We start from the raw sequence: 20,701 nt of genomic DNA on the forward strand, positions 1-20,701 counted from the left end.
GCTGGACTCTTCGCTGTTGTGCCTCGAAGTCAAACCCCAGCCAAGGTTTTCCACATCGCCTTGCCCTGGGCTTCGTGAACCGATGCGTATTGCTGCGGATCCCAGCTGGTCCCGGTCAGCAGCAGCCCCAGCTCTGCCACGATGGCCTGACAGCGATCGCCAAAAGCCAAGACCTCATTGAAGGTCAACCCAAGCGTGTTGATGTCAAACGCGCCAGGCTCCTCGTCCAGCTTGCGCATTTCCAGGTGGGCATGGTGCTTGTCCCGTAGGGTCTTGATTTTCGCTGCCACGGGATCAGCCGAAAGGATCACCATTTCATTGGAGACCTTTTCCCAACCGCTATCGAAGCGCGAGTAGTTCTCATCCCGATCGTTCTTTCTGAACTTCTCCTGGAAAACAGCCGAGCTTTCGGGCGGCAGGTCACTGATCGGTTCGTCGTGGAAGTGATCAAACACGCGACCGTAGCGCTCCCGGTAGTGCACCTTGATGGCTGGATCTGCTTGCAGCTTTCTCCATAGGTTGGTCAGGCTACCCGACCTGGGATCGTTATCCAGAAAAAGCCGTGACTGATCGCGCACCAGGTCTTGTCCAAGAAGCGGCGCCAGGTGGTTCCAGGCATTGGCACCAGAGGTCATGTCCAGTTTGGCTTTGAGCCCTGCCTGGATCGCGGGATCTTGAATGAGTGGGGACAGAATGTGCCGGCGCTCGTCGAGGATGTGGCACTCCTGCGTGAGCACCCGAACGAATCCATCGATTTGGCGAATGCGTTGTTCCAGTTCCTCAGGCTTCATTCTTGCTCCGCCTCCAGCGGCACCTGCTGGAACCGCACCTGCAGCCGCTTGATGAGCGCCCGCGTTTCCGCGTTCGGAGCGCGCGTGCACACCAGCACCGCCTCCCCGTTGGGCACGTGGCGGATCGCCTTCTGCTCGGCACGCACAACGGCGCGGTATTTCACCGCTTGGTAGACGCCTCGCTGGAGCTCGTCCTCCGAGCACTTGCTGGTTTTAACTTCCAACGCCAGGCGATATCTTCCGTTATCGAAATGCGCGTCCAGTCGGTCACCCGAGCTCAACAACTTCTCGTTGCTCCCCGTGGGGAAGCTCCCAAAGTCCACGAACTCTTCGGGATGGCTGGCCACCCACGCCTTCAACGCTTTGTGCTCATCGCTTTCTGGCCTGCCACCCTCCCGGACTTTAGGAAGGGGAAGAGGCGCATCCGCTGCCAGCTCTTCAACCGCCCCGGCGGACGGGGTCAGCATGGTGGCTCCCAGAGCGCGGGCGACCCGGTCCCAATTGGGATAGGTAAAAACGTCTTCCATCGCCTCTCGCAAGTGCGCGCGGCGCTCTTCCTCGGTGTCCAGCTTCTTCCGCGCGAAGTAAGCTGGCGAGATGGTGATCGCCCCCTCGCCAGGGTGTTTCGTGTTCTTGTTGACGACGATTGCGTGGAGGGGCGGGATGGGTTCCTTCCACTGCTCGCTGAGCCACTGCAGGGCCTGGGCCACTCCCCCGGCGACGGTTCCGTAGAGGTCTTTGCGGGGTTTGATCTCGTGTCCGAAGGTGTCGTGCAGCTCTTGGGCCAGGTCGCTGTAGGAATGAGCTTCGCCCTCCTGCGCCCACCGGATGAGGATGGGCAGCGCGTCCGGGATAACCCGGCTCCTCCAGGGTGTGCGTGCAAACTCCACCTTCGACCAATCGAACTTTTCCATCCCCTACCCCTCCCTTGTCGTCCCGCTATGGTAGCGGCGGGACCAGCACGGGAAAACGATGAGGGCCGGTGTCCCGCCCCTCTCCCTTTCTCAATCCTCGTTGGGCAACATGATGGTGACCACCGGTTCCTGGGCGTCCCCGGGCCCGCACCGGGCCTTCAACGTGACAAGGCGATGGGTCGACCGCGTCAGGCCAGACCCGGCCTCCGGGTGGGCTTCGTTCGACAACCAGTCGCCAGCATCGGGCAGAGCCACGTGGAGTTGGAACTGGAGCTCCGAACCGTCGCTCTGCTGCTGTTTGATAGCAACGTGGAGCATGGAAAGCACGTCCCAGAGCCGGCCGTCCACCGACTGGCCGCGCAGTTCCAACCCTCTGGGCACTTCGACGTAGCGTGCCCACGCAGCGCGGGTGATGGCCACGGGCAACTTGAAACCGGCTTCTTTGGCCACGTCGGACACGTCCACCAAGACGCCGTCCTCGATCGCCTGGGCGCGGCTGTAGGAATGGATGAGGTCGGAAGGCTCGAACATGTTGTTTCCTCGCTTGGTGAGTAATGGCCCGGTCCAGGGCATCCGGTCCGGATGTCTTGGAATGGGAAACCCACCGCCCCACCGCTCGGCGCGGTCAGGGGAGGAAATGGAAGGGCTGGCGCGGCCCGCAGAGAAGCGAGGACACGGGCCCTGGAATGGCCCTTGACCGGAGAAGCCGGGCGTTGGGGCCGCGCGGAGCGCAAGGGGCTTGAATGGCTTGCCGCGAGCGGCACACCGATTCGGGGTTGAACTTGGGAATACCGTCAGGCCTGGGCGCAGGCCAGAGGGACCCGGTCCATCCAGGCGCTCTGTCCTGCCGATGCTTGAGCGGTGAGCGGGCCAAGGCCCTGGACAAACGTCAGGCGTGCAAGCTCGACATCGTTCTGGGGCCAGTAGGGACCATCCGGCGAGAACACGAAGTGGTCCCCCTGGAGGGCCCCGCAGGTGGTGCAGTGATGGGCCAGGTAGGCTTGCCCTGACGTCAGGGTGGTGGCGAAGCGAAGCCAGGGCGCGTGGCCCGCCACGAAAGCGGCAGTTTTCTTGTCCAAACGCTCGATGTAGCGCAGCACGGCACCCTCCCCCTGATCCACCAGGTCCTCGTCGTCGTGCTCCTCGAACGAGGGCACCCAGATCGCGGCGGTGGGCGTCGGCGCGTGGCAGAAATGGCACTCGGTGTGGCCGAGCAGCAGGCCGTAGGCCGGGGCTTGAAGGGTGGATGGAGCGGCGGCGTGCGTCATGAAACCATTTTGCCCTGCCTGGGTGTCAGCCGGTGAGACGAGCCTGCGTTGAATCATGGGTGTTTCGGAGCATGCCCCGCTGTGAACCCAGCCACGCCATTTGCTTGTATTCGTCTTTGCTGAGCAACTTGGACACTCCCAGCCACTGCACCAGGTGGTAGTGCGCAATCGTTCGTGGGTAGCGCTGAATCCCCTCGTGCAACAGCTTTGGCAGGTAACACACAGAGCCATCGCGGCGCTCGTATGCGTAATAGCGGTGGCGGGCGGCACGCGTGGTCATGGCGTTTCCCTCAGTGCGCCCAAAGGGCACGATCGACGTAGCGTTCAAGGCGCTGGGCCAACCAGACGCTAAACGGAAGGGCGATGGGGGCAGTGATGGCGAGAAGAGAAAGGGTCATGTCGGCGGTTCCAGTTTAAGTCGGTGGGAAAAGCGTTGTGGCTTTACTCGCTTTCTGCGAGCTCGCAGTATGCGAGCAATTCGAAAACGTAAAACAGGTCGTTTTCTTCGAAGACGGGCTGGACCTCACAGACGTAAGGGCCCGGGCGGTAGTCGGTAGTGATCCAGAACGGAGCCTGCCTGAAGTCCACAAACTCGTTCTTGTAATCGTAGAGATCGGTTCCGTATGACCCGCTGTAGGGGCAGTAATGGTAAGTGTTGGAAAGGATCGATTTCCGGGAACGCAGATAGACGCCTTCCTCCAGCTTGACGACGCCTTCTTTGCGGGCAACCCGGAGTGCTTCGGCGTAGGTGTAGGTCTTGGTGCTCATTTACAAACCCCTTTGATTGTTGGTCGGCGCTGCTGCCTCCCTATGAATTCAAAGTAGATCACAGTGGAAATTTGTCCACGGCCTTAGTGGACAAAATCTTGACTAAAAGTAAAAACTGCGGAGCTAAGGCCGCAGTTATTCCTAACATCACTTCTCGCGCCGAAGGCGTCACCTGCTCTTTTCCACCGCCGCTTCTACAGAAGCCGGCGCGAAGCGACCGGTGGCGGCGTTGGGCCGTTGGCTCTACAGCCTCGCCCGCTTTGCGCTGACACTTCCGTGGGCTGCCCACGCCTGTTCCAGGTGGACCGCGCGTTGTTCGGCTTCCACCGATGCCACCACGTGCGGCATCGCCGTCTTCAGCGATGGCGTGTTCCAGAACGGGCTGCCCCGGTGAGGGTTGCCGCCCAACCGCAACAGCAGCAACGCCGTCTGTTCAAGTCGGCTGCGCTCGTCGGCGTCGTCGCTCAACCGGTAGTCCGCCGACAGCTTTTCCAGCGGGCGCTCGCACCAATGGTTCCTCTCTTGAGGGTGCGCCCCGGCTTGCAGGAGGGCTTCGACGATGCGGGGCCAGGCAAGTGCGGAATGGAGCGCGGGACCTTCATTGAGGCGCCACGCGTTGGGGTTGGCGCCCTGCCGCAAGGCCTGTAGAACGCCGAAAAGGCTTCCCTCGACGCACGCGTGAATCAGCTCAGCGCTCGGACTTCCTGGCGGTGGTGGGCGGCGGTCAGCCATAGCGGCTGCCCCGAACCTGGTTCCGAATGAGATGTCCTTGGACGTAGTCTCGGATGATCTGGCGCACCGCTTCTGCGGTGGAAATCCCCGCGTTCACCGCGCCCTGCTCCACCGCCTCCAAGACGCTGCGCTGCAGCGGAAGGTAGGCCAGCCGAACGTCCCGTTCCCCACCCAGCCGACGCTTGCTCAGTGGGTAAGGTTTGGCGGCATACATGGCGAGCACTTGGCGCACGGCTTCGTTTCGCGTGACCTGCACGCGCGCGGCGGCCGCCTGCAAGCGCTCCAGATCACGGGAGTAGCCCCGGGACGACGGAAGGGTGGCCAAGTCTGGGGAAGGGACGGGTTTAAGCACTTCTCTTTCCTTGGACGGCGGTTACAGACGCACGCGCTGACGGGGAGCTTCCAGAGCGTCCGCCGGAGCTGGCGCTTGGTTCGGCACCTCTTGGCGCGGGTTCCACACCTGCCCACCGATGATCATGCTCGGACCACCTGCAGCAGGAAGGACCTGCGAAAGCTTGGCTTGCTTCGCCATGGCGTTGAGCGCACGCGCGGTGTCCTCCTCCATGCTTTTGGCTTCGTAGATCACCGGCCCCTTCAAGTGGCCCTGCGCTTCGTCCACGAGGGCGGCAAGGGTTCGGCCGAACTTTGACTTTGGCCCTTGGTTGCGAGCATCGACGTCCCAACGCTCGATCACTTCGAACGCCTTCTCGTGACGGTGGCCAGACTTGTTGAGCTCGCCAAGCGCCGCTTCAGCGTCTTGCACGTTGAAGCGAATGGCGGAGAGCTTCACCGGGTGCGCGTAACCACCACCACTCGATGCCGATTGCGTGATGGCGACCGCTTGGTTTCCGTCGCTGACCAGGTGATGAATTTTCATGTTGATTTCCTTGCTGGTTTTCGGAGGGCGCCATTGCCCATCCACAAACTCAAGGTAGATCGCCCTAGAGATTTGTCCACGGCTACAGCGGACAAAATCTTGACTAAAAGTTAAAAATGCGATGCTGAGGCCGCACTTTTTCCTAACATCACTTATCGCGCCGAAGGCGTCATCTGCTCTTTTTCCACCCCCGCTTTTACAGAACCCGGCGCGAAGCGACCCGCAGTAACTCTGGGCTTTTTTCTGCACAAAAAAAGCCCCCTTCGCGGGGGCCCCAAAGGACATGGATTGATCTTACGCGATCAGTTTTTGTCAGCACTTCTCACTCCGCGCACTTCACGTCGATCCATTCTTCATCGAACCATTCGTTCAGCGTCGCCAGGTCTTTGACCTTGCAATTGGTGCCGTAATCCGACCCTTCGATGTCGAACCCCACTTCATAGAGGAGCTCCCCGTCCTCTTGACGCTGCACATTGACAGAGACGGTTTGCTCAGCCAGCAGCTCGTCGTCTTCGCGTCCCAGCTCTGCCCAACTGCGGTTCAGCAGGAAAGCCAGCAATGCGTCTTCAGCGGAAGACTGGAACGCGGGATAGCCCGCCGCGCCGGTCGAATAGGTATACCCAGACAACTGGTCAAACAAAGTGCTGGCAGCGGCATGCGCAGCTTCGTGAGCTTCCTTGACGGTGATGGCGTCTTTTGTGATGAGCATCGTGTGGTTCATGGCGAGATCCTTGTTTGTCGGTTGGCACTATTGCCTTCCCATGTATCCAAGGTAGATCACCACGAAAATTTGTCCACGGTTTTGGTGGACAGAATCTTGACTAAAATAAAAAACTGCGAAACTGAGGCCGCAATCATTCCTAACATCACTTCTCGCGCCGAAGGCGTCATCCGCTCTTTTCCCACCACCGCTTTTACAGAAGCCGGCGCGAAGCGACCGGCGGTGGCTCTGGGCTTTGTTCTTTGCACAAAAATGGCCCCTCGCGGGGGCCCCAAAGGACATGGATTGATCTTACAGGCTGGTGGAGCGCCAAAGCTTGCCTACGATGCCACCGACGATGAGGGCCACCGGCATGAGCGCCGTCAGAGCCATGGGGGGCACGGACGTAAAGAAATTGCGCTCGCTCTCCTCCAAGCCCGGATAGAGCAAGCCGATCGCGACGCTGGCCAGCTGCAGGGCAACGACGAAGAGCAAGCCCACCAAGGCTCCCTTTCCAAAGCCACCTTTGCGCGGCGAAACCGGCAGCCCGCTGGCCCTTGCCGCGCGCACACGGGCCGCGCGCCAGTTCAACACGTAGAGCAAGGCCAGCAGGAGCAGCACGGCTGCCCCACCAGCGGCAGCCAGGCCGGCCTGCCAGCCGTAGCCCACGTTTTGGCCGATCTCCTGGGCCCCGGCAAGAAACAGCAGGCCCGCGCCCCCAAGGATGACGGTGGCCGGTGCCAGCAAGCCCCACTGCAGGTGACCGCCGGGGGTGTGGTGAGCGTTGTAAGACATGGGACCTCCTTGAAGTGGTGTTTCCTCAATGCATAGCGCGATTCCGCGCCTTGGCAAGGTCAGCCCTTCTTCTGGGCTCCGACCGGCACCCAGCCGGTGGGCTGCTTCTCAAAGACGAAGTCGTAAGCCGGCGGCACGGGAACGGGATCGGGCTTCAACTGCTGCCCGCCCTGGAAGCCGACCACGTCCAACGTTCCACCGGTCACGCACGTGGCCCGCTGAGGACCACTGGAGGTGCAATCCGCGGTGAGGTCTTTCCAACCTCGAACCTCGATTCGTTGGCCCATTTCGCTGGAAAGGTTGGCGTTGGCATGCGCCTCGTAAGCGTGGGCGACTTGTTCGATGGTGGGCAAATCCGCTTTGCTGCTGCAGGCAGCCAACCCTGCGGTGATCAGGGCGAGGGAAACGAGGGTTGCTTTCATGCCGGTGCTCCTTGCGTGTGGGTCAAATCAACGTCGATCGTTTCGTCGCGGTATCCGAGCCGAACCCTCTCTATCGTCACGTCCATTTTTGGCACCGTGCCCTCCACCCAGACCCGGTTGACGGAGAACACCACCACATCGTCTCGGTAGCTGCGACCTTGTCGCGCTAGGTTGGCAGCCTCTTGGGCGTCCATTCGGACCAGCAGGTGGAAGCGGCCGGCGTTCGGTGGACTGGACACCCCCGTGGAGGTGCGGTGGACCCAGGGCACAAAGCCTTTGCCCGTGACGCTTTGTCCCGCCGCGGACACCTGAGGCATGGGGATGAATCCTTCCAGCACCCCACGGTCGGCCCGGTAGGCAACATCGCCCAAGGCTTGGAAGGTGGGACGAATGGCAAACCGCCGGATGGCCTTGAAGCGCTCCAGACGCGCGTCGAAAGCCGGGCCATAACGGCGCTCGATGGCGGCCGCATCATTGCCCGAGATGCCGTTGGCGCCGTGGGCCTTCGTGTCCATCAACCACCACTGCCGCAGGCACCACTGGCGCTTGTCGGCGTCGATGCGATACGACGAATGGGCCATGGCGAGCAACTGCATGTCGCAGGTGTCCACGCCCCCGCCCCCGACAGCCGTCACCCCGGCCCGCAGGTGCGGACCCCCTTCCAAGCCATCTTGGTCCAGATCCCAGTAAGTTCCGGCCGGCTCGAGGTAGGGGCTCCTTGCCCTATCGCTGACCACCTTGGGCGTGCCTTGGATGGCTCGGCCGATCTGGCTAAGCAGATCGGAGTCGGCACGGGCCTGCTCAGCGGTGCACCAAAAGATTGCAACAGCCCCAGCTACGCACAGCACCTTCTTCATACTTCCCCCTGTCGGATGCGCACTTCTATTTGCCATTTTGGCAAATGCAAGCGATGCTTGGAAGCATCACACTGGCGGGCCGATCCATGCGTTCAGCTTCCGACCGATGCCAGCTCCGCTTCCTGTGTCCAATACCTACGGCCGCCGCCTCCGTGAGGCTCGCTTGGCCCGAGGGCTGAGCCAGGCAGACCTTGGGGCAGCTTTGGGATTGGAGGACCAGAACTCTGCGGCACCGCGCATTTCTCGCTATGAGAGAGGGGAGCGCATGCCCGACGAAACAACCATGGAACGCTTGGCCGAGGAACTGGGCCTCCCCGTGGCTTATTTCCACGCCGCGTCCGACGTGATGGCGGAAGTGATCTTGGTGGTCTCCCGGCTCCCACCCGAACGCCAGCGTGAATTGCTGGCGCGGGTGAGAAACTTCGCGGAATCTTTGGAGCTATCGGAACGGGCAACCAAGACGTAGTCCCGCAGCACCGATCAGTCGATCAGGGCTGCTGGCCGACCTTGTCCTACTTTTTCCCGTAAATTTCCCAGAGCTCCTCGCCAACCTTCAGAGTGCCCTTTGCCCAATCTGGCAACAGGTCACCCAAAGCCTCACGGAAGCTTCCAGAAATCGAGTGCGTGGCGTCGCCTGCTCGTTTCCCTGGTCCAATCCAGCGGCGAATCCATTCTTTCCTGCCGTTAGGCTCGCTGGGTGGAGAAGAGCCAACGACTCTGAGAGCATGGCGCTGCAACGCGATAACCGCATCAACCTCAGTGCGGAGCGCCCTAGCCAGGGCCGGAGCATCCTCCCTTCCGTCCAATGCAGATGCCAACGCCCGAAGGAAATTATCCGAGGCGAGCGCAGCCTCTGTTGCCTCTACCCACACATTCCCATAGCGCTGAACTTCGTCCGGCAATCGCATCAACCTGAGCCGTGACAACTGCACCCCGTTTCGAAAAAGTTCCTCAAGCTTTTCCTCCCAGCTCATTTCCTCAAGCGGTGTTGTGTTTGCTTCTTCGCTCATAACCGTCCTTTCCTTGGGTGGTGGATCGTTATACCAATCGGCCGGAGGCACGGGTAGCTTGAGCATCCCATCGCACTAAGGCCGCGACTTAAACGTCTCCACGCCGCAGCTAGCTCTCATGGCGGTGCTGAAGCGGCGAATTCTGCGACCTCCTTGGGTGCCAATGGCCAACAATGCAAAGATCGGTCCTGTTGACACCGATTCTGGGAAGCTTCAAGATCGGTTCTGTCAAGACCATTTCAAGGCTGAGGCCATGCAGACAGCAGTCACCACGTCCCGCGCAGCTGCAATCATAGGCATTGGATATGAGGGACTTCGGAGCTACCTAAAGCGAGGACTGCTAGGTAGAAGTGGACTGATGCCCCCATTGGTTTCGAAGGATTCGCCTGCCCCAGACCAGAGTGCGGTTCGCGCCTCTTGGAAGCGCTTTGGATTCACAGACCTCTGCCTCATGCGTTTGGCAAAGCAGCTGGTCGACATGGGACTGAGCTTTGATCAGGCCAATTCCATCGTCTCGAATGAAGAAATGCGTTCGCTTTTCAGGGAAGGCAGCATCACCACAGATGCCGTGGTCATGTGCTGGCCACCTTTCCAGGAATACATGGTCTTTGTGGGTGAGGAACGACGGCACCTGGCCGATCACTTGGCACAGGCAAACGGAACTGCTCTTGTGATCGAACTGAAGGCTATTGCCCAGACCGTCACGTCGAAGCTCAAGGAAATCCGGAATGAGGGGGTTTCGGCTCTTTAAGGCGTATGGCCTGCGCTCTCCACATGTTGTCCGTCAACGATTGAGACAGCAGCACGCGAACGAGTTCGCTGACGTGCATTCCCTCCCGGTCAGCCACCTGCTCCAGTAGGTCTTTCAGCTCCTGTGGCACGCGAACGGCCATCTGCACGTAAGGTGCCCGGCTCACGTGGACAGCCTCGCCAGGGTGAGCACCCACGCCAACGCCAAACCGGCAAGGATCTGGGCACGCAAGCGGTAACGCACACGAAGCGCCCCGCTGGCATGCCGGGCGTTGACCCAATGGATACCGGCCAAGCCCAGGACAGCGGCCAGGAACGCTGCAGCCAACATGGCGGCCAGCACCGCGCCCACGGTGGTCATGCCAGCGCTCCGGCCATGGTGGCCAGGACGAACCACTGTCCAGCGATGAGGCCGTAGCCGATGAGCAATCCCTCCAAGACCGCCCAGCGCTGGCCGGGGGTGCGCAGCAGCGCCGCGCTGTCGTTGAGCAATGACCACCCGGAGAGAATGGACAGCCACTCAAAGTCAATGGTCGTAGCGGTCATAGATCGAGCCCTCCCCTCCAGCGGAATTGATGGCGGAGGGCAACATGACCTCCTCGTTTTTCACGCGTCCGAACACGCTGGCAAACACGTCCTTGAGCGAGGTGCTTTGGGCCGCGTCCCGTTCGGCTTGGCGCGCATACTCGTCCAGCCCCGACGGGAACACCTGGCGTGCGCCGTTGACGGCGCCGCGCAACCCGCTGGCGTTGGGCATGCTCGCCCCAAAGGTGCGGTTCCACGTGTCGGAAAACCGGTCCAAGCCGTCCATGCCCATGAAAAGCAATCGCGCCAGCACCAGGGCAACCACGGCATTGACGACAAGCCGCTTCGTCAGTCTGAATCCAATGAACATCTCTCCCCCTTTGCATTTCGTTGGTCGGTGTCAGACGCACGCATCACGAACGTCATACGTCTGGGATACACCGACACGCGAAACCCACAAGGGGGCTATTTTGACTAAAGCTAAAAAATGGGAGAAAAGCCCGATCACCCTGCAGGCGCGGCTGCACCTGCCCGTCAGCCGACGCTCGACTGGGGCAATGCTTTGAACGGTCCGAGTGACCAAATTGGCAGGGCTAAATCGGGCCCAAGTCTTTGACCACCGCCTGGCCAGGCTTCAAAAAGCCCAATAGCAACCGTCCGCCGGCGACGGTCCGCCCCATGCTGGCGTTGAGGTATCGAGCCTGGAGCTGCGCTGCCACCAGCAGGTCCTGGGTGGCCATGCTGGGCGGCCACTCCCTGAGCGGGTCGCCGGGCGACGCCAGCTGTCCTCCTATGGGCTGGACAACCGCTGGAACGGTCAAGTTGTGTTTGGCATAGGCCGTGGCCATCATCCGGCCGTTCTTGGGCGACCAACCACCCAAGACCAACTCCGTGGTGCAGTGTTCCGCCGGCAACCCAGCCTCGGCAACGGCCTTCATGTAGTTGGGCCAAAGCTGATCGATCACGAGCCCGAGCTCAGCACTCAGTTGCTCCATCGTGAAATCGGCCCGAAAACTTGCCTCCAGGCACAGTTGGTAGATGCGAAGGAAGAACTGGGCTGACCCACGGGTCGCCAGCAACAGTTGGTGCTGGGGAATGAGGAGCAGTTTGGCTCCGGCCGAAGCTAGTCCGCTGTGCGCGTCTTCTGCCCATGTGTCCACGGTCACAACCAGCTGGTTGGCACTCAGCAGAACGTTGAGGATGCTCATCGCAAAAGTCTGGCGGCTTTCTGCCACTATCGGGCCTCATCTCCCCCCTGTCGAGCCCGATCATGGCCCAAACCCTAGAAGAGCTGGCAGCGCGATTGGATGCCTGCGAAGTCGATCTGGAAGCCCATCGCGGATACCTCAAGGCGTTGGAGTATGGGCTCCGAACGATCATTGCCAGCCACCCGAGCCCCCAACTACTGCCTGTCGCTTGGAACATGGCTCTTGCTGGAGTGGCCGACGCCCATGCCGGCCACCAGACGCTCACCTACAACACGGCCTTGCAGCAGGGGCTGCGGGCGCTGACTCAACAATTCAATGCCCTTGGGCAAGGGCGCGACCAAGCATCCAACTTTCTTGGCTGACTGACTTGGGGGGCACGCAATGCCCCCCACTCAGTCCACTTCACTCACCTGCCGGCTGAAGGCGTGGTGTTTTTGGGGCGGCCAACCTCAACGGGTCATGATGACTCGCGTGGATTCCCCATCCGAGAGCTTGACGCTTTGCATCAAAAGTCCACCCTGAGGAGGCATGAACTCTTGACCGGGAACGGACCACATGATGCCGGTGGTCAGGAAATATTCTCCTGCAGGCAGCCCAGTAAAACTGAAGTTGCCTTGGGCGTCGCAAACCGATGTCTTACGCGCCTGCTTGTAATCGGCGCTGTCAGGGATGAACTGCACGTTGGCCGAACTCACGGTGGTATACCCGCTCTCGGCACTGCCGTAAAGCGCGATCAGGCGCTCGCGACCATAGCCGGACTTGGGCTGCAAGGAGACTTCCAACCCCGCGCAGGTTCTGGGCTGACCACCCCGGGTTTGGAAGAAGGCTTGACCGTTGATGGCGCCAGTGCCTTTCTCAGAGAACCAAGCAACTTCGCTGGGATCGAAAGTGGTGGTCAAAGCCACCTGCCGCGGCGGCGCTGGCGCAAACGTGGCGCAGCCTGACAGCAGCAAGAAGCCGAGAGGAAGAACGAACTTTTTCATGGTGCCCCTGATAGCGCCTACCTTGGCGCGGGCACAGTTTACCGATTGCGTGACACACCTCACAGTCTGCCCGAGCCAAGTTGGTCCCAGTGGCGTCCGTCGGGCATGGCATGGCAGCCAAAGCGGCTAGCCAAACCACCCGCGATCCACGCGATCCAGATCGTGGTCTTCGCCAAAGGTGAGGGTAGCCTCTTTGGGCTGCAGGTCGCTGTAGCGGGACAACTCGGTGTCGGTAAGCCCGGCGTCCTGGATGGTGAGGGCGAAGTGCGCTTGCAGAGCGGCGTTGAAGGCGGTGCACCACTGGGCGTTGATGGTCGTCACGGGCGTTCTCCCTTAGGAAATGAAAGGGACCCCGAAGGGCCCCGTGGGGTTCAGGCGTCTTTGGGCTCCGGGAGGCGGAGCACGACCACCCCGTTGACTGGCAGGGCGTTGAGAACGAGGCGGTAACCTTTGCCATCCTGGTGCGGCCAGGCAGCGCCGATCTTCGACCAGTTGCTGCGCTTCTCGCCTTGGACTTCGTATTCCTCTACCAGAAAGGCGTCGAGGCGGTCGGTGGCGGGCTGGGGATTCTTCTTGGCCATGGTGTTGCTCCGTTGGGTTCGAGCGGATTGCTCGCGAACCGATCCGGGGAGACGAAAGGCCGTGCAGCACCTCGGCAGCAACGGAGCGGCAGCGCAGGAGGCCAGAGAGGCCGAAACACCGTGGAGGAGTGCAACGCACTTGCGCTCGGGCGCGTGGACCCAAGGTTTCGCACCCGGCAACCGCGCCCAATGGAGAAGTGGCCCGGTTTCAGAACGACCTCCCCTCGTGGTTTGGTGGAGAGCTTGGCGACAAGTGCCACTGGGCAGGCAGCTGGCCCGCCCCCTTAGACCTCGATCGTTGCCAGCCATCGGCGGGGACTTCGATCCGTCGAAGACCAGCGCCACAACGAACAAGGGGCCCGAAGGCCCCTTCTCATCCGAAGGTATGCTCTGACCCCAGCACGGTCCATCCTCGGTCCATCAGGTTACATCGATGCAGCCAGCGTTCTCTTTCAACCATCCTCACGGGATGGTCGGCTGCCACCTCAACCGGTTCCAATGGCCCCAAGAGCGATGGAAGCGTTGGATGGTCGTCCTGGAACAGGACGTGGAGGTGCTCGCCGGTGTGGTCGGCGGTCATTCGATACAGCGTTAGAGTTGGTTTGCTCATAATTGAAATCCTCATAAGTTAACGTCGAAGCCGAGCGGGCTTGACGTAATACTTATGCCCACCAATCCGAAAAACCGAAGAGCCCTTGCAGCACAAGGGTTTTCATTTGAAAAGTGGTGAAGATCTCTTTCCGGTATCCTTTCCCGACAGGGGAAGACACCACCATGAGCCAACGGATCATTGGCCTGGCCTTCGCGGCCATGCTCGCGGGATGCAACGCGCCCACACCACCCTCGCCGCCCGTGGCGGCACCGACTCCCGCTCCGGTCTTACCCGAGCCGATTCCCGAACCGGAAACGAAGCCGGCGCCGGTGGAAGAGCCTGCTCCCGCCGCCGATGAACCGAGCGGGCACGTCGATGATCCAGCGGTGGTTGCCCGGCTGCGCAAGCTCATCGACGAACGATCCGCCTTGGGCTCCAAGGTCTTCGACGCCGGCGTGGCGATCGATGGCCACACCCACGCGGGAACGGCCTTCAACGAGATTCACATCCCCGAGCACAAGTGTTACGTGCTTGGCCAGTTGCTGGGGAAAGCCGATTTGGTCAGACCCTTGGCCATCGATTACGAACCCGACTACGACACGCAGACCACGGAGAACGCCTCCGACCTGCGAATCATGAGCAATTCGCTCCACAACTTCGCCAGCGTCGCCAAGCACATCCTGGGCATGCCCTACGACGAACGTGTGATCACTTGGAACCTGGACTGTGCCGGCCAGCTTGGCCTGCCCAAGGCCTACATCAAGCAGGAGGGACAATCCTCGTTCTATGTGGTGACGAACGAGGGCCATGCCCTGAAGGTGTTGGGTGATATTGAGGCCGGGTTTGCACAGAAGATCGAAGAAGCCATCGAGGCCAACCCCACGGTAGAAGTGGTGATGCTGGGAAGCGGCGGGGGCTACGTCGATGAAGCCATGAAGGCCGGTGCTTACATTCGACGCAAGCGGCTGGACACCACCCTCTACAACAACTGCTACTCCGCCTGCCCTCTGGTCTTCATGGCTGGGGTTGAACGGCAGAACTGGTCGCCCTATCCCAAGCTCGGATTCCATCAGATCTACACACCCGATGGTCATGCCATCCCCTTTGACAGCCAGCCCTACCGGCAAATATTTGGCTACCTCACCAGCATGGGCGTTGAGCCTCGTTACGTGCTGCAGAAGATGTGGTCCGCGCCGCCATCGGGCATGACCAACGTGGACGGACAGGACGAGGATCTCTGCCAGGCCAACATCACCACCTGGATTCAGCGGGGTTGTTCTAACAGAGACTACGGCCACTTGTGAGTGGCGCCCTCTTGCTCAGGCCCGTGGCAAGGCGTATAAACCCCCTGCCGGTCGCTAAAGCGTCGGTGTTGTGCCCGCATAGCCAATAGGCTCCGGGTGCCCGAGGTCCACCCAATGGGGGCACGGGAATCCTTTTCGATTCCGGAGCCCACAGTTGAGCACGAAGACCCTCAAAACCCTGCGCACCCGTTCTTTTCACGCCCAACAAGGCCGTTGCTACTACTGCAGCGGCCCGATGTGGCTGTGCTCGCCCGACGAGTTGGGCCTGCGCCCCCGTTCGGCCGCCCCTTTCCGATGCACGGCAGAACACCTGCTGGCCCGCCAGGACGGTGGGAAGGACGTGGCGGGCAATGTCGTGGCCGCGTGCCACCTGTGCAACCTGCGGCGCCACAAGCGCCCCACTCCGGCCCCCTCACCCGATGCATATCGCGCCCGCGTCCAGCAGCGCATGGCCAAGGGGACTTGGCACCCGGGGTTGGCCAAGGTGGCCGCCCATACAGGCATTCACGCTTTATCATGACGTGATCGGCTTCTCACTTTAGCGTTGGATGATCGCGGGGCATGGACAGCAAAAAGATGGCGAAGGAATGGGCCCCGTCGTGGGTGGGCCAGCGCCTCACAGGATCATCGGAGTGGCGTTTGCGCCTGGAGGGCCTGGAGCTCACCCTGGCGCTGGACGGGCGCACCCATCGGGTCAACGTCGAGGACGAGGCCACTTACCGCGTCAACGCCGGCACCTTTTGGACCGACATCACGTTCCACCCGGGGCAGCACCGAGAAGTGACTGCCGACGGGTTGCCCAACGCCCAAGGCGCCGCATTGGTTCAAGCGCTGAACGTGGCGCTGACGGAGAAGCGCCTGCGCGAGGAGGTGGTATTCCTCAAGGACCAGCAGGGCACGATCGACTCATGGCTGGACCACAAGGCAGAACAAGAGCGATCCTGCTTCGAACAGCGCCGCTGGTTCACCCACGAGCAGCAGGAAGATGTCTTGGCGGCCCGCCCCACGGTTGACCCGGCCGTCCTCCGATCTCGCCTAAAGAAGCCCGGCGTGGCGATCCGGCTGGGACCGGCTGCCCAGGCGATCGAGCGCTCGCTGGCCGCGTGGGAGGCGGACCACCGCCCTGCTTGGGCCGCGCTCAACGCTGCCCACGTGGAACGCGAGCTGGTGGCCTGCAAAGACTTGCTGGACCGGGTGGAGAGCAAGCCGCTCACCCCGGAACAAGCCAGGGCCGTGGTGTGCTTCGACAACCGCGTGCAGGTGGTGGCCTCGGCCGGCTCGGGCAAGACTTCCACAATGGTGGCCAAGGCGGCCTACGCCATCCAACGCGGGTTCGTGGATCCCAAACGGATCGTCCTGCTGGCGTTCAACAAGCAGGCCGCCGAAGAGCTCAAGGAGCGCGCGACCTTGGCATTTCAGCGCTTGGGCATGGCGGAGGTGACCGTGGAGGCGTCTACCTTCCACGCGCTGGGTTTGCGCCTCATCGGCAAGGCCACCGGGGAAAAACCCGACATTCCTGACTGGGCCACCGACGCGGCCGGAGGGGTGCGAAAGCTCACCGACATCGTGGACCAGCTCAAAGACCGGTCGCCCGCGTTCCGCCGCCAGTGGGACCTGTTCCGCTTTGTCTTTGGCAAGGACCTTCCGGCGTTTGGTGCACCAGAGCCGTCGGACGTGTGGGACGCCCAGGGCAAGGGCGCGCTGGTCACCAACCGCGGCGAGCGGGTGAAGAGCGTGGAAGAGGCGATGATCGCCAACTTGCTCTTCTTGAACGGGGTCAACTACCGCTACGAGGCCCCCTACCCCCACCGAACCGCCGACGAAACGCACCGTCAATACAAGCCCGATTTCTACTACCCCGACTTGAACCTGTTCCACGAGCACTTCGCGCTCGACGCCAACGGCGTGCCACCAGCGCACTTCGAAGGTTACTTGGAAGGAGTGATTTGGAAGCGGCAACTCCACGCGGACAAAGGCACCGAGCTGTTTGAAACCACCAGCCACGGGTTGCGCCACAGCGACGATTTTGATCGGCTAGAGCGCGAACTGACCGCCCGTGGGTTGGTGCTCGATCCCAACCCCGACCGGGAGATTCCCAAGGACGGCCAGCAGCCCATGGCCTCGGTCGAGCTCATTGGGCTGTTGCGCACGTTCATGAGCCACGCCAAGAGCAACGGCTTGAGCACGTCGGATCTGCAGCAGCGGCTGGCCGCGATGCCGGCCGACACCTTCAAGCTGCGCTACCAGATGTTCCTGGACATTGCGGCTCCGGTGATGGCGGCGTGGGACGAAGCCTTGGCAGCAGAGGATGGCATCGACTTTGAGGACATGCTCAACCTCGCCGCTGGCCACCTGGAAAGCGGACGCGTGGAATCGCCTTACAACCTAGTGATGGCCGACGAGTTCCAGGACGCCTCGCGCGCCCGGGCCCGGTTGTGCCGCGCCCTGGTCCAAGAAAAGGGCCGTTTCTTCTTCGCCGTGGGCGACGATTGGCAGTCGATCAACCGCTTTGCCGGCGCGGACGTCTCGGTGATGACCGGCTTTCGCCAGTGGTTTGGCCACGGCCAGGTGCTCAAGCTGGAGCAAACGTTCCGCTGCCCCCAGGCGCTGTGCGACGTCTCCAGTGCGTTTGTCTCCAAGAACCCTGGGCAGATCGCCAAGCGCGTGCATTCGGCCACCCCCGCCCACGGCCCAGTGCTCCAAGCGTTCCAGGTGGACAGCAAGGACAAACTGGCCGATGCAATCGACCAATTCGTGGTGAAGCTGGCTGAAGGCGTGCGCGATGGCACGATCCCACCGGGGCGCAACGGCAAGGTGTCGGTTTACGTCTTGGGGCGCTACAACGCTGATCGGCAGTATGTGCCGATGAGGCAAGGCCGGTTCAACCGTTGGGTGGACGTATCCTTCCTGACGATCCACCGCTCCAAGGGCAGCGAAGCGGACTACGTCATCCTCCCGGAAATGATCAGCGCCCCGCGTCGGCGCAGTTTCCCCAACACCCGCACCGATGATCCAGTGTTGGCCTTGGCCATGCCCGAAGGAGACACGTTCCCGCTGGGCGAAGAGCGCCGCCTGTTCTACGTGGCCCTGACCCGGGCTCGGCGCACCGTGGCCATGTTCACCGCCCAGGGGCAATGCTCGACGTTCCTTCGCGAACTGGAAGAAGACGGGGCCGTGGTGCTCACCAACACCGATGGCGAGGCCGTCGAGGAAACGCCCTGCCCGGCCTGCAAGCAAGGAGTTTTGGTGGTGCGCACGGGCCCTTACGGCGAGTTTAGCGCCTGTTCCAACTTCCCCGTTTGCAGCTACAAGCCGAGGCGGCGCGGCACAGCACGCTCCCTCCCCACGACTCCACCGTCGCCCCCCAAACGCGCGTCGGTGGTGCCTCCGAGCCAGCCCGTCCGGCCCTCCTCCGTTCCCCAGCCTGCGTCTCCCAGGCGAACGCTTTTCTCCGTGCTCGAATCCTTCAACAATGGGCTGGCAGAGATCAACCGCAACGTTTCCCGCGCCAGCGCTGTGCAAAGCGCGACGTCCGACTTGAAGCACCGGATCTTCGTTGAAAGAAGCACGATAGAAAGTGCATTGGAACTGGCGAGATCCGAAATCTCGTTGGAAGAAAAACTGAAAGACCTTCGCTTCAAGGAAGCCTACGAATCGCTGTCCGAAGCACTGGAAGCAAACCGCCACGAGCCCGAGGACGCGCAGCCGCGGGTGGAAACCCCGCTACCAACGTTCTCCCGCAGCCAGCAGCATCCAGAAGAAGACTTTGAAGCCGCGATCCAGCGGTCGTTTGACGGGCTGAGGGAGGACCGCGAAGCATTCCTTTCTGCAATCCATGGTCAGCTCGCGACGGACCCCGTTCTGCGCCGGCATTTTCTGACTTCGATCGAAAAGCTGTCCGCAGGCCACTACCTCGCAGCCCTAGACCCTACATCCTCTTGGCAACGAATCTAAGGAACTCAGCATGCGAATCACGGAGGCCTTCCGCCAGTATGGCGTGGAACTGAAGAACCCTCAGTTCACTTCTTCTGCCGTTGGGGGTGATCCACGCCAAGTGGTGGTAAGCCTCTGGGCGCACAACTTCCAGCCGGACCGATCGCGCTACGTTGGTGATACGTCTCAGTGGAAGGGACAGGGAAAGCATTTCTTCCGACGCCATCTCCAACAAGCCCTGGATGAGGGGCTGCCCATCCGTGTCGTGGTGGCCACGTCTGAAAGGCCCGATGAAGTCACCGCGGGCAATGCAGCCCGTGTGCGCAACGATTTTGAGCCCGATTTCAGCTTGGTAGGCCAGGTGGCCTCACTTAGCTCGAACGGATTTGAGTTGACGTTCGACCGGATGGGCGTGGCGCCCAATAGCGACGGAAACAGAAGTGACCGAGCACCGGTCAAATACTGGCACGTGGCCGAGGCTGTCACAGCGCTTGGAGGCCCGTCCTCGATCGCGGACATCCGCGCTTGGTTGAAAGAGCGCTACCCCACCGAAAATCACTCTGACGCCGGCGATAACCTCACGCTGCTGACCGTGAACGATGCCAATCGCAGGCATCACAACAAGGCTCGAACAGACTGGCGCTCCACTTCAAGCCATCCCCAGGATCTGGTGTTCCGCCAAGGACGGTTGCGTGAGGTGACGTATGAACCCTTCAACGCCAACGTGCATGGTCATTGGAGCCTGCAGCAGAACGGTGACGGCACATGGGTTGCGGTCAAGATTGCATCGACTCCCGAGTTGATGGTCGAGGCGCAGGCGCTACAAGAAGCCTTTGAACATCAGCCCCCCCTTGACTCAGAACACGATGCACGCGTCTGGAGCATGAGGGCCGTTGCCCAGCGCAGGGGCCAGCCGCTGTTCCGCGCCAGACTGCTGGACGCCTACGGTGGCCGTTGCGCCATCACTGGCTGCTCAGCCGTGGAGGTGTTGGAAGCAGCCCATGTGCTGCCCTACCGCGGTGACCACACTGACCGAATCGACAACGGCTTACTGCTGCGTGCAGACCTTCACACGCTGTTCGATTGCGGGTTGCTTTGGGTTACCGAGGAACAAACCGTTGCTTTGGCTCCATCGCTGTTGCAGACGGACTACGCCCACCTGCAGGGCGTTCCCTTGCGGCTCCCCCAGCTGGCCACGAATCGACCTAACCCTGCACATCTGAAGGAACATGGCGACCGCTGTCGAGCTCGTTTGGCGAACTAAAAACGTAGAACCTAAAGATTCCCGATGTCCCTCCGATAAACCAAAGTGCCAGACAATTGGCTCGTAAATGCTTGGACCCCAAGCGAACTGACAACTTCTCAAGGACTCGGGATGAAGCTCTCTTATCGCACCTCCACCCTCGCTCTCGCCGCCGCCCTGGCCCTGCCAGCGCTTGCCCATGCGGAAATCCTGAAGGGTGAGCTCATCGTCGGCCACTATGGATGCGGGACGATGATATGCAACTTTGAAACGCCGGATGCAGGCACCTTCGATTTCGAGATGGAAGACAAGAACGTTGCACCCAAGATCTTTGCTGCTTGCAAGATCGACGAAATTTGCGCCATCACCGGAGACTTTGACATCGACAATGCGACCATCGTCAAAGTGACCAAGGTGGAGAACAGCGGCCAGAAGCACCAGGACTGAC

At 61.3% G+C, this 20,701-nt stretch carries 28 protein-coding genes and 1 pseudogene; 8 read left to right on the plus strand and 21 right to left on the minus strand.

Annotated features, from left to right (window positions below; all coding sequences use genetic code 11):
• Window positions 1–29: 29 nt before the first annotated feature.
• The 13 genes from AC5P78_RS15270 to AC5P78_RS15330 all read right to left on the minus strand — a co-directional run bounded on the left by AC5P78_RS15270 (window position 30) and on the right by AC5P78_RS15330 (window position 8,124).
• On the minus strand, window positions 30–791 hold the full coding sequence (locus AC5P78_RS15270; RefSeq protein ID WP_495217246.1) for an AbiU2 domain-containing protein: 762 nt from the start codon (window positions 789–791) through the stop codon (window positions 30–32).
• Window positions 788–1,705, minus strand: a complete 918-nt coding sequence (locus AC5P78_RS15275; RefSeq protein ID WP_495217247.1) for a hypothetical protein — start codon at window positions 1,703–1,705, stop codon at window positions 788–790. Before AC5P78_RS15275 ends, AC5P78_RS15270 begins: the two co-directional genes overlap by 4 nt.
• Before the next feature lie 90 nt (window positions 1,706–1,795).
• Entirely contained in the window at window positions 1,796–2,236 is a 441-nt protein-coding gene (locus tag AC5P78_RS15280; protein WP_495217248.1) for a DUF6573 family protein, read from the minus strand.
• A 263-nt stretch (window positions 2,237–2,499) separates the two neighbouring features.
• A complete protein-coding gene (locus tag AC5P78_RS15285; RefSeq protein ID WP_495217249.1) occupies window positions 2,500–2,973 on the minus strand; it encodes a hypothetical protein in 474 nt (157 codons plus the stop codon).
• Between the two features lie 25 nt (window positions 2,974–2,998).
• A complete protein-coding gene (locus tag AC5P78_RS15290) occupies window positions 2,999–3,253 on the minus strand; it encodes a hypothetical protein (RefSeq protein ID WP_495217250.1) in 255 nt (84 codons plus the stop codon).
• 161 nt (window positions 3,254–3,414) lie between these two features.
• The gene (locus AC5P78_RS15295; protein ID WP_495217251.1) at window positions 3,415–3,741 is read right to left on the minus strand and encodes a hypothetical protein; all 327 of its coding nucleotides are present in this window, start codon (window positions 3,739–3,741) and stop codon (window positions 3,415–3,417) included.
• Window positions 3,742–3,984: 243 nt separating this feature from the next.
• The gene (locus AC5P78_RS15300) at window positions 3,985–4,473 is read right to left on the minus strand and encodes a hypothetical protein (protein ID WP_495217252.1); all 489 of its coding nucleotides are present in this window, start codon (window positions 4,471–4,473) and stop codon (window positions 3,985–3,987) included.
• A complete protein-coding gene (locus tag AC5P78_RS15305) occupies window positions 4,466–4,825 on the minus strand; it encodes a hypothetical protein (protein WP_495217253.1) in 360 nt (119 codons plus the stop codon). The genes AC5P78_RS15300 and AC5P78_RS15305 overlap by 8 nt, the downstream gene beginning before the upstream one ends.
• 21 nt (window positions 4,826–4,846) lie before the next feature.
• Complete coding sequence (locus AC5P78_RS15310; protein ID WP_495217254.1) at window positions 4,847–5,350, minus strand: hypothetical protein; 504 nt, start codon at window positions 5,348–5,350, stop codon at window positions 4,847–4,849.
• 322 nt (window positions 5,351–5,672) lie between these two features.
• Window positions 5,673–6,071, minus strand: coding sequence for a hypothetical protein (locus tag AC5P78_RS15315; protein WP_495217255.1), 399 nt, complete (start codon window positions 6,069–6,071; stop codon window positions 5,673–5,675).
• Between the two features lie 291 nt (window positions 6,072–6,362).
• Window positions 6,363–6,845, minus strand: a complete 483-nt coding sequence (locus AC5P78_RS15320) for an ABC transporter permease (protein ID WP_495217256.1) — start codon at window positions 6,843–6,845, stop codon at window positions 6,363–6,365.
• Window positions 6,846–6,904: 59 nt separating this feature from the next.
• Window positions 6,905–7,267 carry a hypothetical protein gene (locus AC5P78_RS15325; RefSeq protein ID WP_495217257.1) on the minus strand — a complete coding sequence of 121 codons (363 nt, stop codon included), beginning with the start codon at window positions 7,265–7,267 and terminating at the stop codon, window positions 6,905–6,907.
• Window positions 7,264–8,124: a hypothetical protein gene (locus AC5P78_RS15330; RefSeq protein WP_495217258.1), complete on the minus strand. Its 861-nt coding sequence runs from the start codon at window positions 8,122–8,124 to the stop codon at window positions 7,264–7,266. Before AC5P78_RS15330 ends, AC5P78_RS15325 begins: the two co-directional genes overlap by 4 nt.
• Before the next feature lie 106 nt (window positions 8,125–8,230).
• Between AC5P78_RS15330 and AC5P78_RS15335 the strand changes: the two genes are divergently transcribed.
• A complete protein-coding gene (locus tag AC5P78_RS15335) occupies window positions 8,231–8,590 on the plus strand; it encodes a helix-turn-helix domain-containing protein (protein WP_495217259.1) in 360 nt (119 codons plus the stop codon).
• A gap of 46 nt (window positions 8,591–8,636) precedes the next feature.
• Here the strand turns inward: AC5P78_RS15335 and AC5P78_RS15340 are convergent, their stop codons facing one another.
• The gene (locus AC5P78_RS15340; protein ID WP_141098664.1) at window positions 8,637–9,134 is read right to left on the minus strand and encodes a hypothetical protein; all 498 of its coding nucleotides are present in this window, start codon (window positions 9,132–9,134) and stop codon (window positions 8,637–8,639) included.
• Window positions 9,135–9,492: 358 nt separating this feature from the next.
• On the opposite strand from AC5P78_RS15340, the gene AC5P78_RS15345 reads away from it, so the two are divergent.
• On the plus strand, window positions 9,493–9,885 hold the full coding sequence (locus AC5P78_RS15345; protein ID WP_495217260.1) for a hypothetical protein: 393 nt from the start codon (window positions 9,493–9,495) through the stop codon (window positions 9,883–9,885).
• Between the two features lie 162 nt (window positions 9,886–10,047).
• Here AC5P78_RS15345 and AC5P78_RS15350 read toward each other — a convergent pair whose 3' ends face one another.
• The 4 genes from AC5P78_RS15350 to AC5P78_RS15365 form a co-directional block, all read right to left on the minus strand.
• Window positions 10,048–10,245 carry a hypothetical protein gene (locus tag AC5P78_RS15350; protein WP_049419577.1) on the minus strand — a complete coding sequence of 66 codons (198 nt, stop codon included), beginning with the start codon at window positions 10,243–10,245 and terminating at the stop codon, window positions 10,048–10,050.
• The gene (locus AC5P78_RS15355; RefSeq protein ID WP_495217261.1) at window positions 10,242–10,430 is read right to left on the minus strand and encodes a hypothetical protein; all 189 of its coding nucleotides are present in this window, start codon (window positions 10,428–10,430) and stop codon (window positions 10,242–10,244) included. Before AC5P78_RS15355 ends, AC5P78_RS15350 begins: the two co-directional genes overlap by 4 nt.
• Window positions 10,411–10,779, minus strand: coding sequence for a hypothetical protein (locus AC5P78_RS15360; RefSeq protein ID WP_197613575.1), 369 nt, complete (start codon window positions 10,777–10,779; stop codon window positions 10,411–10,413). Before AC5P78_RS15360 ends, AC5P78_RS15355 begins: the two co-directional genes overlap by 20 nt.
• Before the next feature lie 223 nt (window positions 10,780–11,002).
• The gene (locus tag AC5P78_RS15365; protein WP_495217262.1) at window positions 11,003–11,617 is read right to left on the minus strand and encodes a hypothetical protein; all 615 of its coding nucleotides are present in this window, start codon (window positions 11,615–11,617) and stop codon (window positions 11,003–11,005) included.
• A gap of 62 nt (window positions 11,618–11,679) precedes the next feature.
• Here AC5P78_RS15365 and AC5P78_RS15370 point away from each other — a divergent pair, with 62 nt between their 5' ends.
• Window positions 11,680–11,979 carry a hypothetical protein gene (locus AC5P78_RS15370; protein WP_447610550.1) on the plus strand — a complete coding sequence of 100 codons (300 nt, stop codon included), beginning with the start codon at window positions 11,680–11,682 and terminating at the stop codon, window positions 11,977–11,979.
• Window positions 11,980–12,066: 87 nt separating this feature from the next.
• Here AC5P78_RS15370 and AC5P78_RS15375 read toward each other — a convergent pair whose 3' ends face one another.
• The 3 genes from AC5P78_RS15375 to AC5P78_RS15385 all read right to left on the minus strand — a co-directional run bounded on the left by AC5P78_RS15375 (window position 12,067) and on the right by AC5P78_RS15385 (window position 13,181).
• Window positions 12,067–12,600 (minus strand): hypothetical protein, encoded by a 534-nt coding sequence (locus tag AC5P78_RS15375; RefSeq protein ID WP_495217263.1) that lies wholly within the window; start codon window positions 12,598–12,600, stop codon window positions 12,067–12,069.
• A 126-nt stretch (window positions 12,601–12,726) separates the two neighbouring features.
• The gene (locus AC5P78_RS15380) at window positions 12,727–12,921 is read right to left on the minus strand and encodes a hypothetical protein (RefSeq protein WP_495217264.1); all 195 of its coding nucleotides are present in this window, start codon (window positions 12,919–12,921) and stop codon (window positions 12,727–12,729) included.
• 50 nt (window positions 12,922–12,971) lie between these two features.
• Window positions 12,972–13,181: a hypothetical protein gene (locus AC5P78_RS15385; RefSeq protein ID WP_164263281.1), complete on the minus strand. Its 210-nt coding sequence runs from the start codon at window positions 13,179–13,181 to the stop codon at window positions 12,972–12,974.
• Between the two features lie 774 nt (window positions 13,182–13,955).
• On the opposite strand from AC5P78_RS15385, the gene AC5P78_RS15390 reads away from it, so the two are divergent.
• The 5 genes and pseudogenes from AC5P78_RS15390 to AC5P78_RS15410 all read left to right on the plus strand — a co-directional run bounded on the left by AC5P78_RS15390 (window position 13,956) and on the right by AC5P78_RS15410 (window position 20,700).
• Window positions 13,956–15,077: a COG3904 family protein gene (locus tag AC5P78_RS15390; protein WP_495217265.1), complete on the plus strand. Its 1,122-nt coding sequence runs from the start codon at window positions 13,956–13,958 to the stop codon at window positions 15,075–15,077.
• Window positions 15,078–15,231: 154 nt separating this feature from the next.
• Window positions 15,232–15,597 (plus strand): HNH endonuclease, encoded by a 366-nt coding sequence (locus tag AC5P78_RS15395; protein WP_495217266.1) that lies wholly within the window; start codon window positions 15,232–15,234, stop codon window positions 15,595–15,597.
• 56 nt (window positions 15,598–15,653) lie between these two features.
• Window positions 15,654–18,404, plus strand: a pseudogene (locus AC5P78_RS15400) (UvrD-helicase domain-containing protein); the annotation flags it as partial.
• A 637-nt stretch (window positions 18,405–19,041) separates the two neighbouring features.
• Window positions 19,042–20,274: an HNH endonuclease gene (locus AC5P78_RS15405; protein ID WP_197613578.1), complete on the plus strand. Its 1,233-nt coding sequence runs from the start codon at window positions 19,042–19,044 to the stop codon at window positions 20,272–20,274.
• 111 nt (window positions 20,275–20,385) lie between these two features.
• Window positions 20,386–20,700 (plus strand): hypothetical protein, encoded by a 315-nt coding sequence (locus AC5P78_RS15410; protein WP_495217267.1) that lies wholly within the window; start codon window positions 20,386–20,388, stop codon window positions 20,698–20,700.
• Window position 20,701: the final 1 nt, after the last annotated feature.

The organism is Stenotrophomonas sp. YJH_SMC_133 (assembly GCF_059370655.1).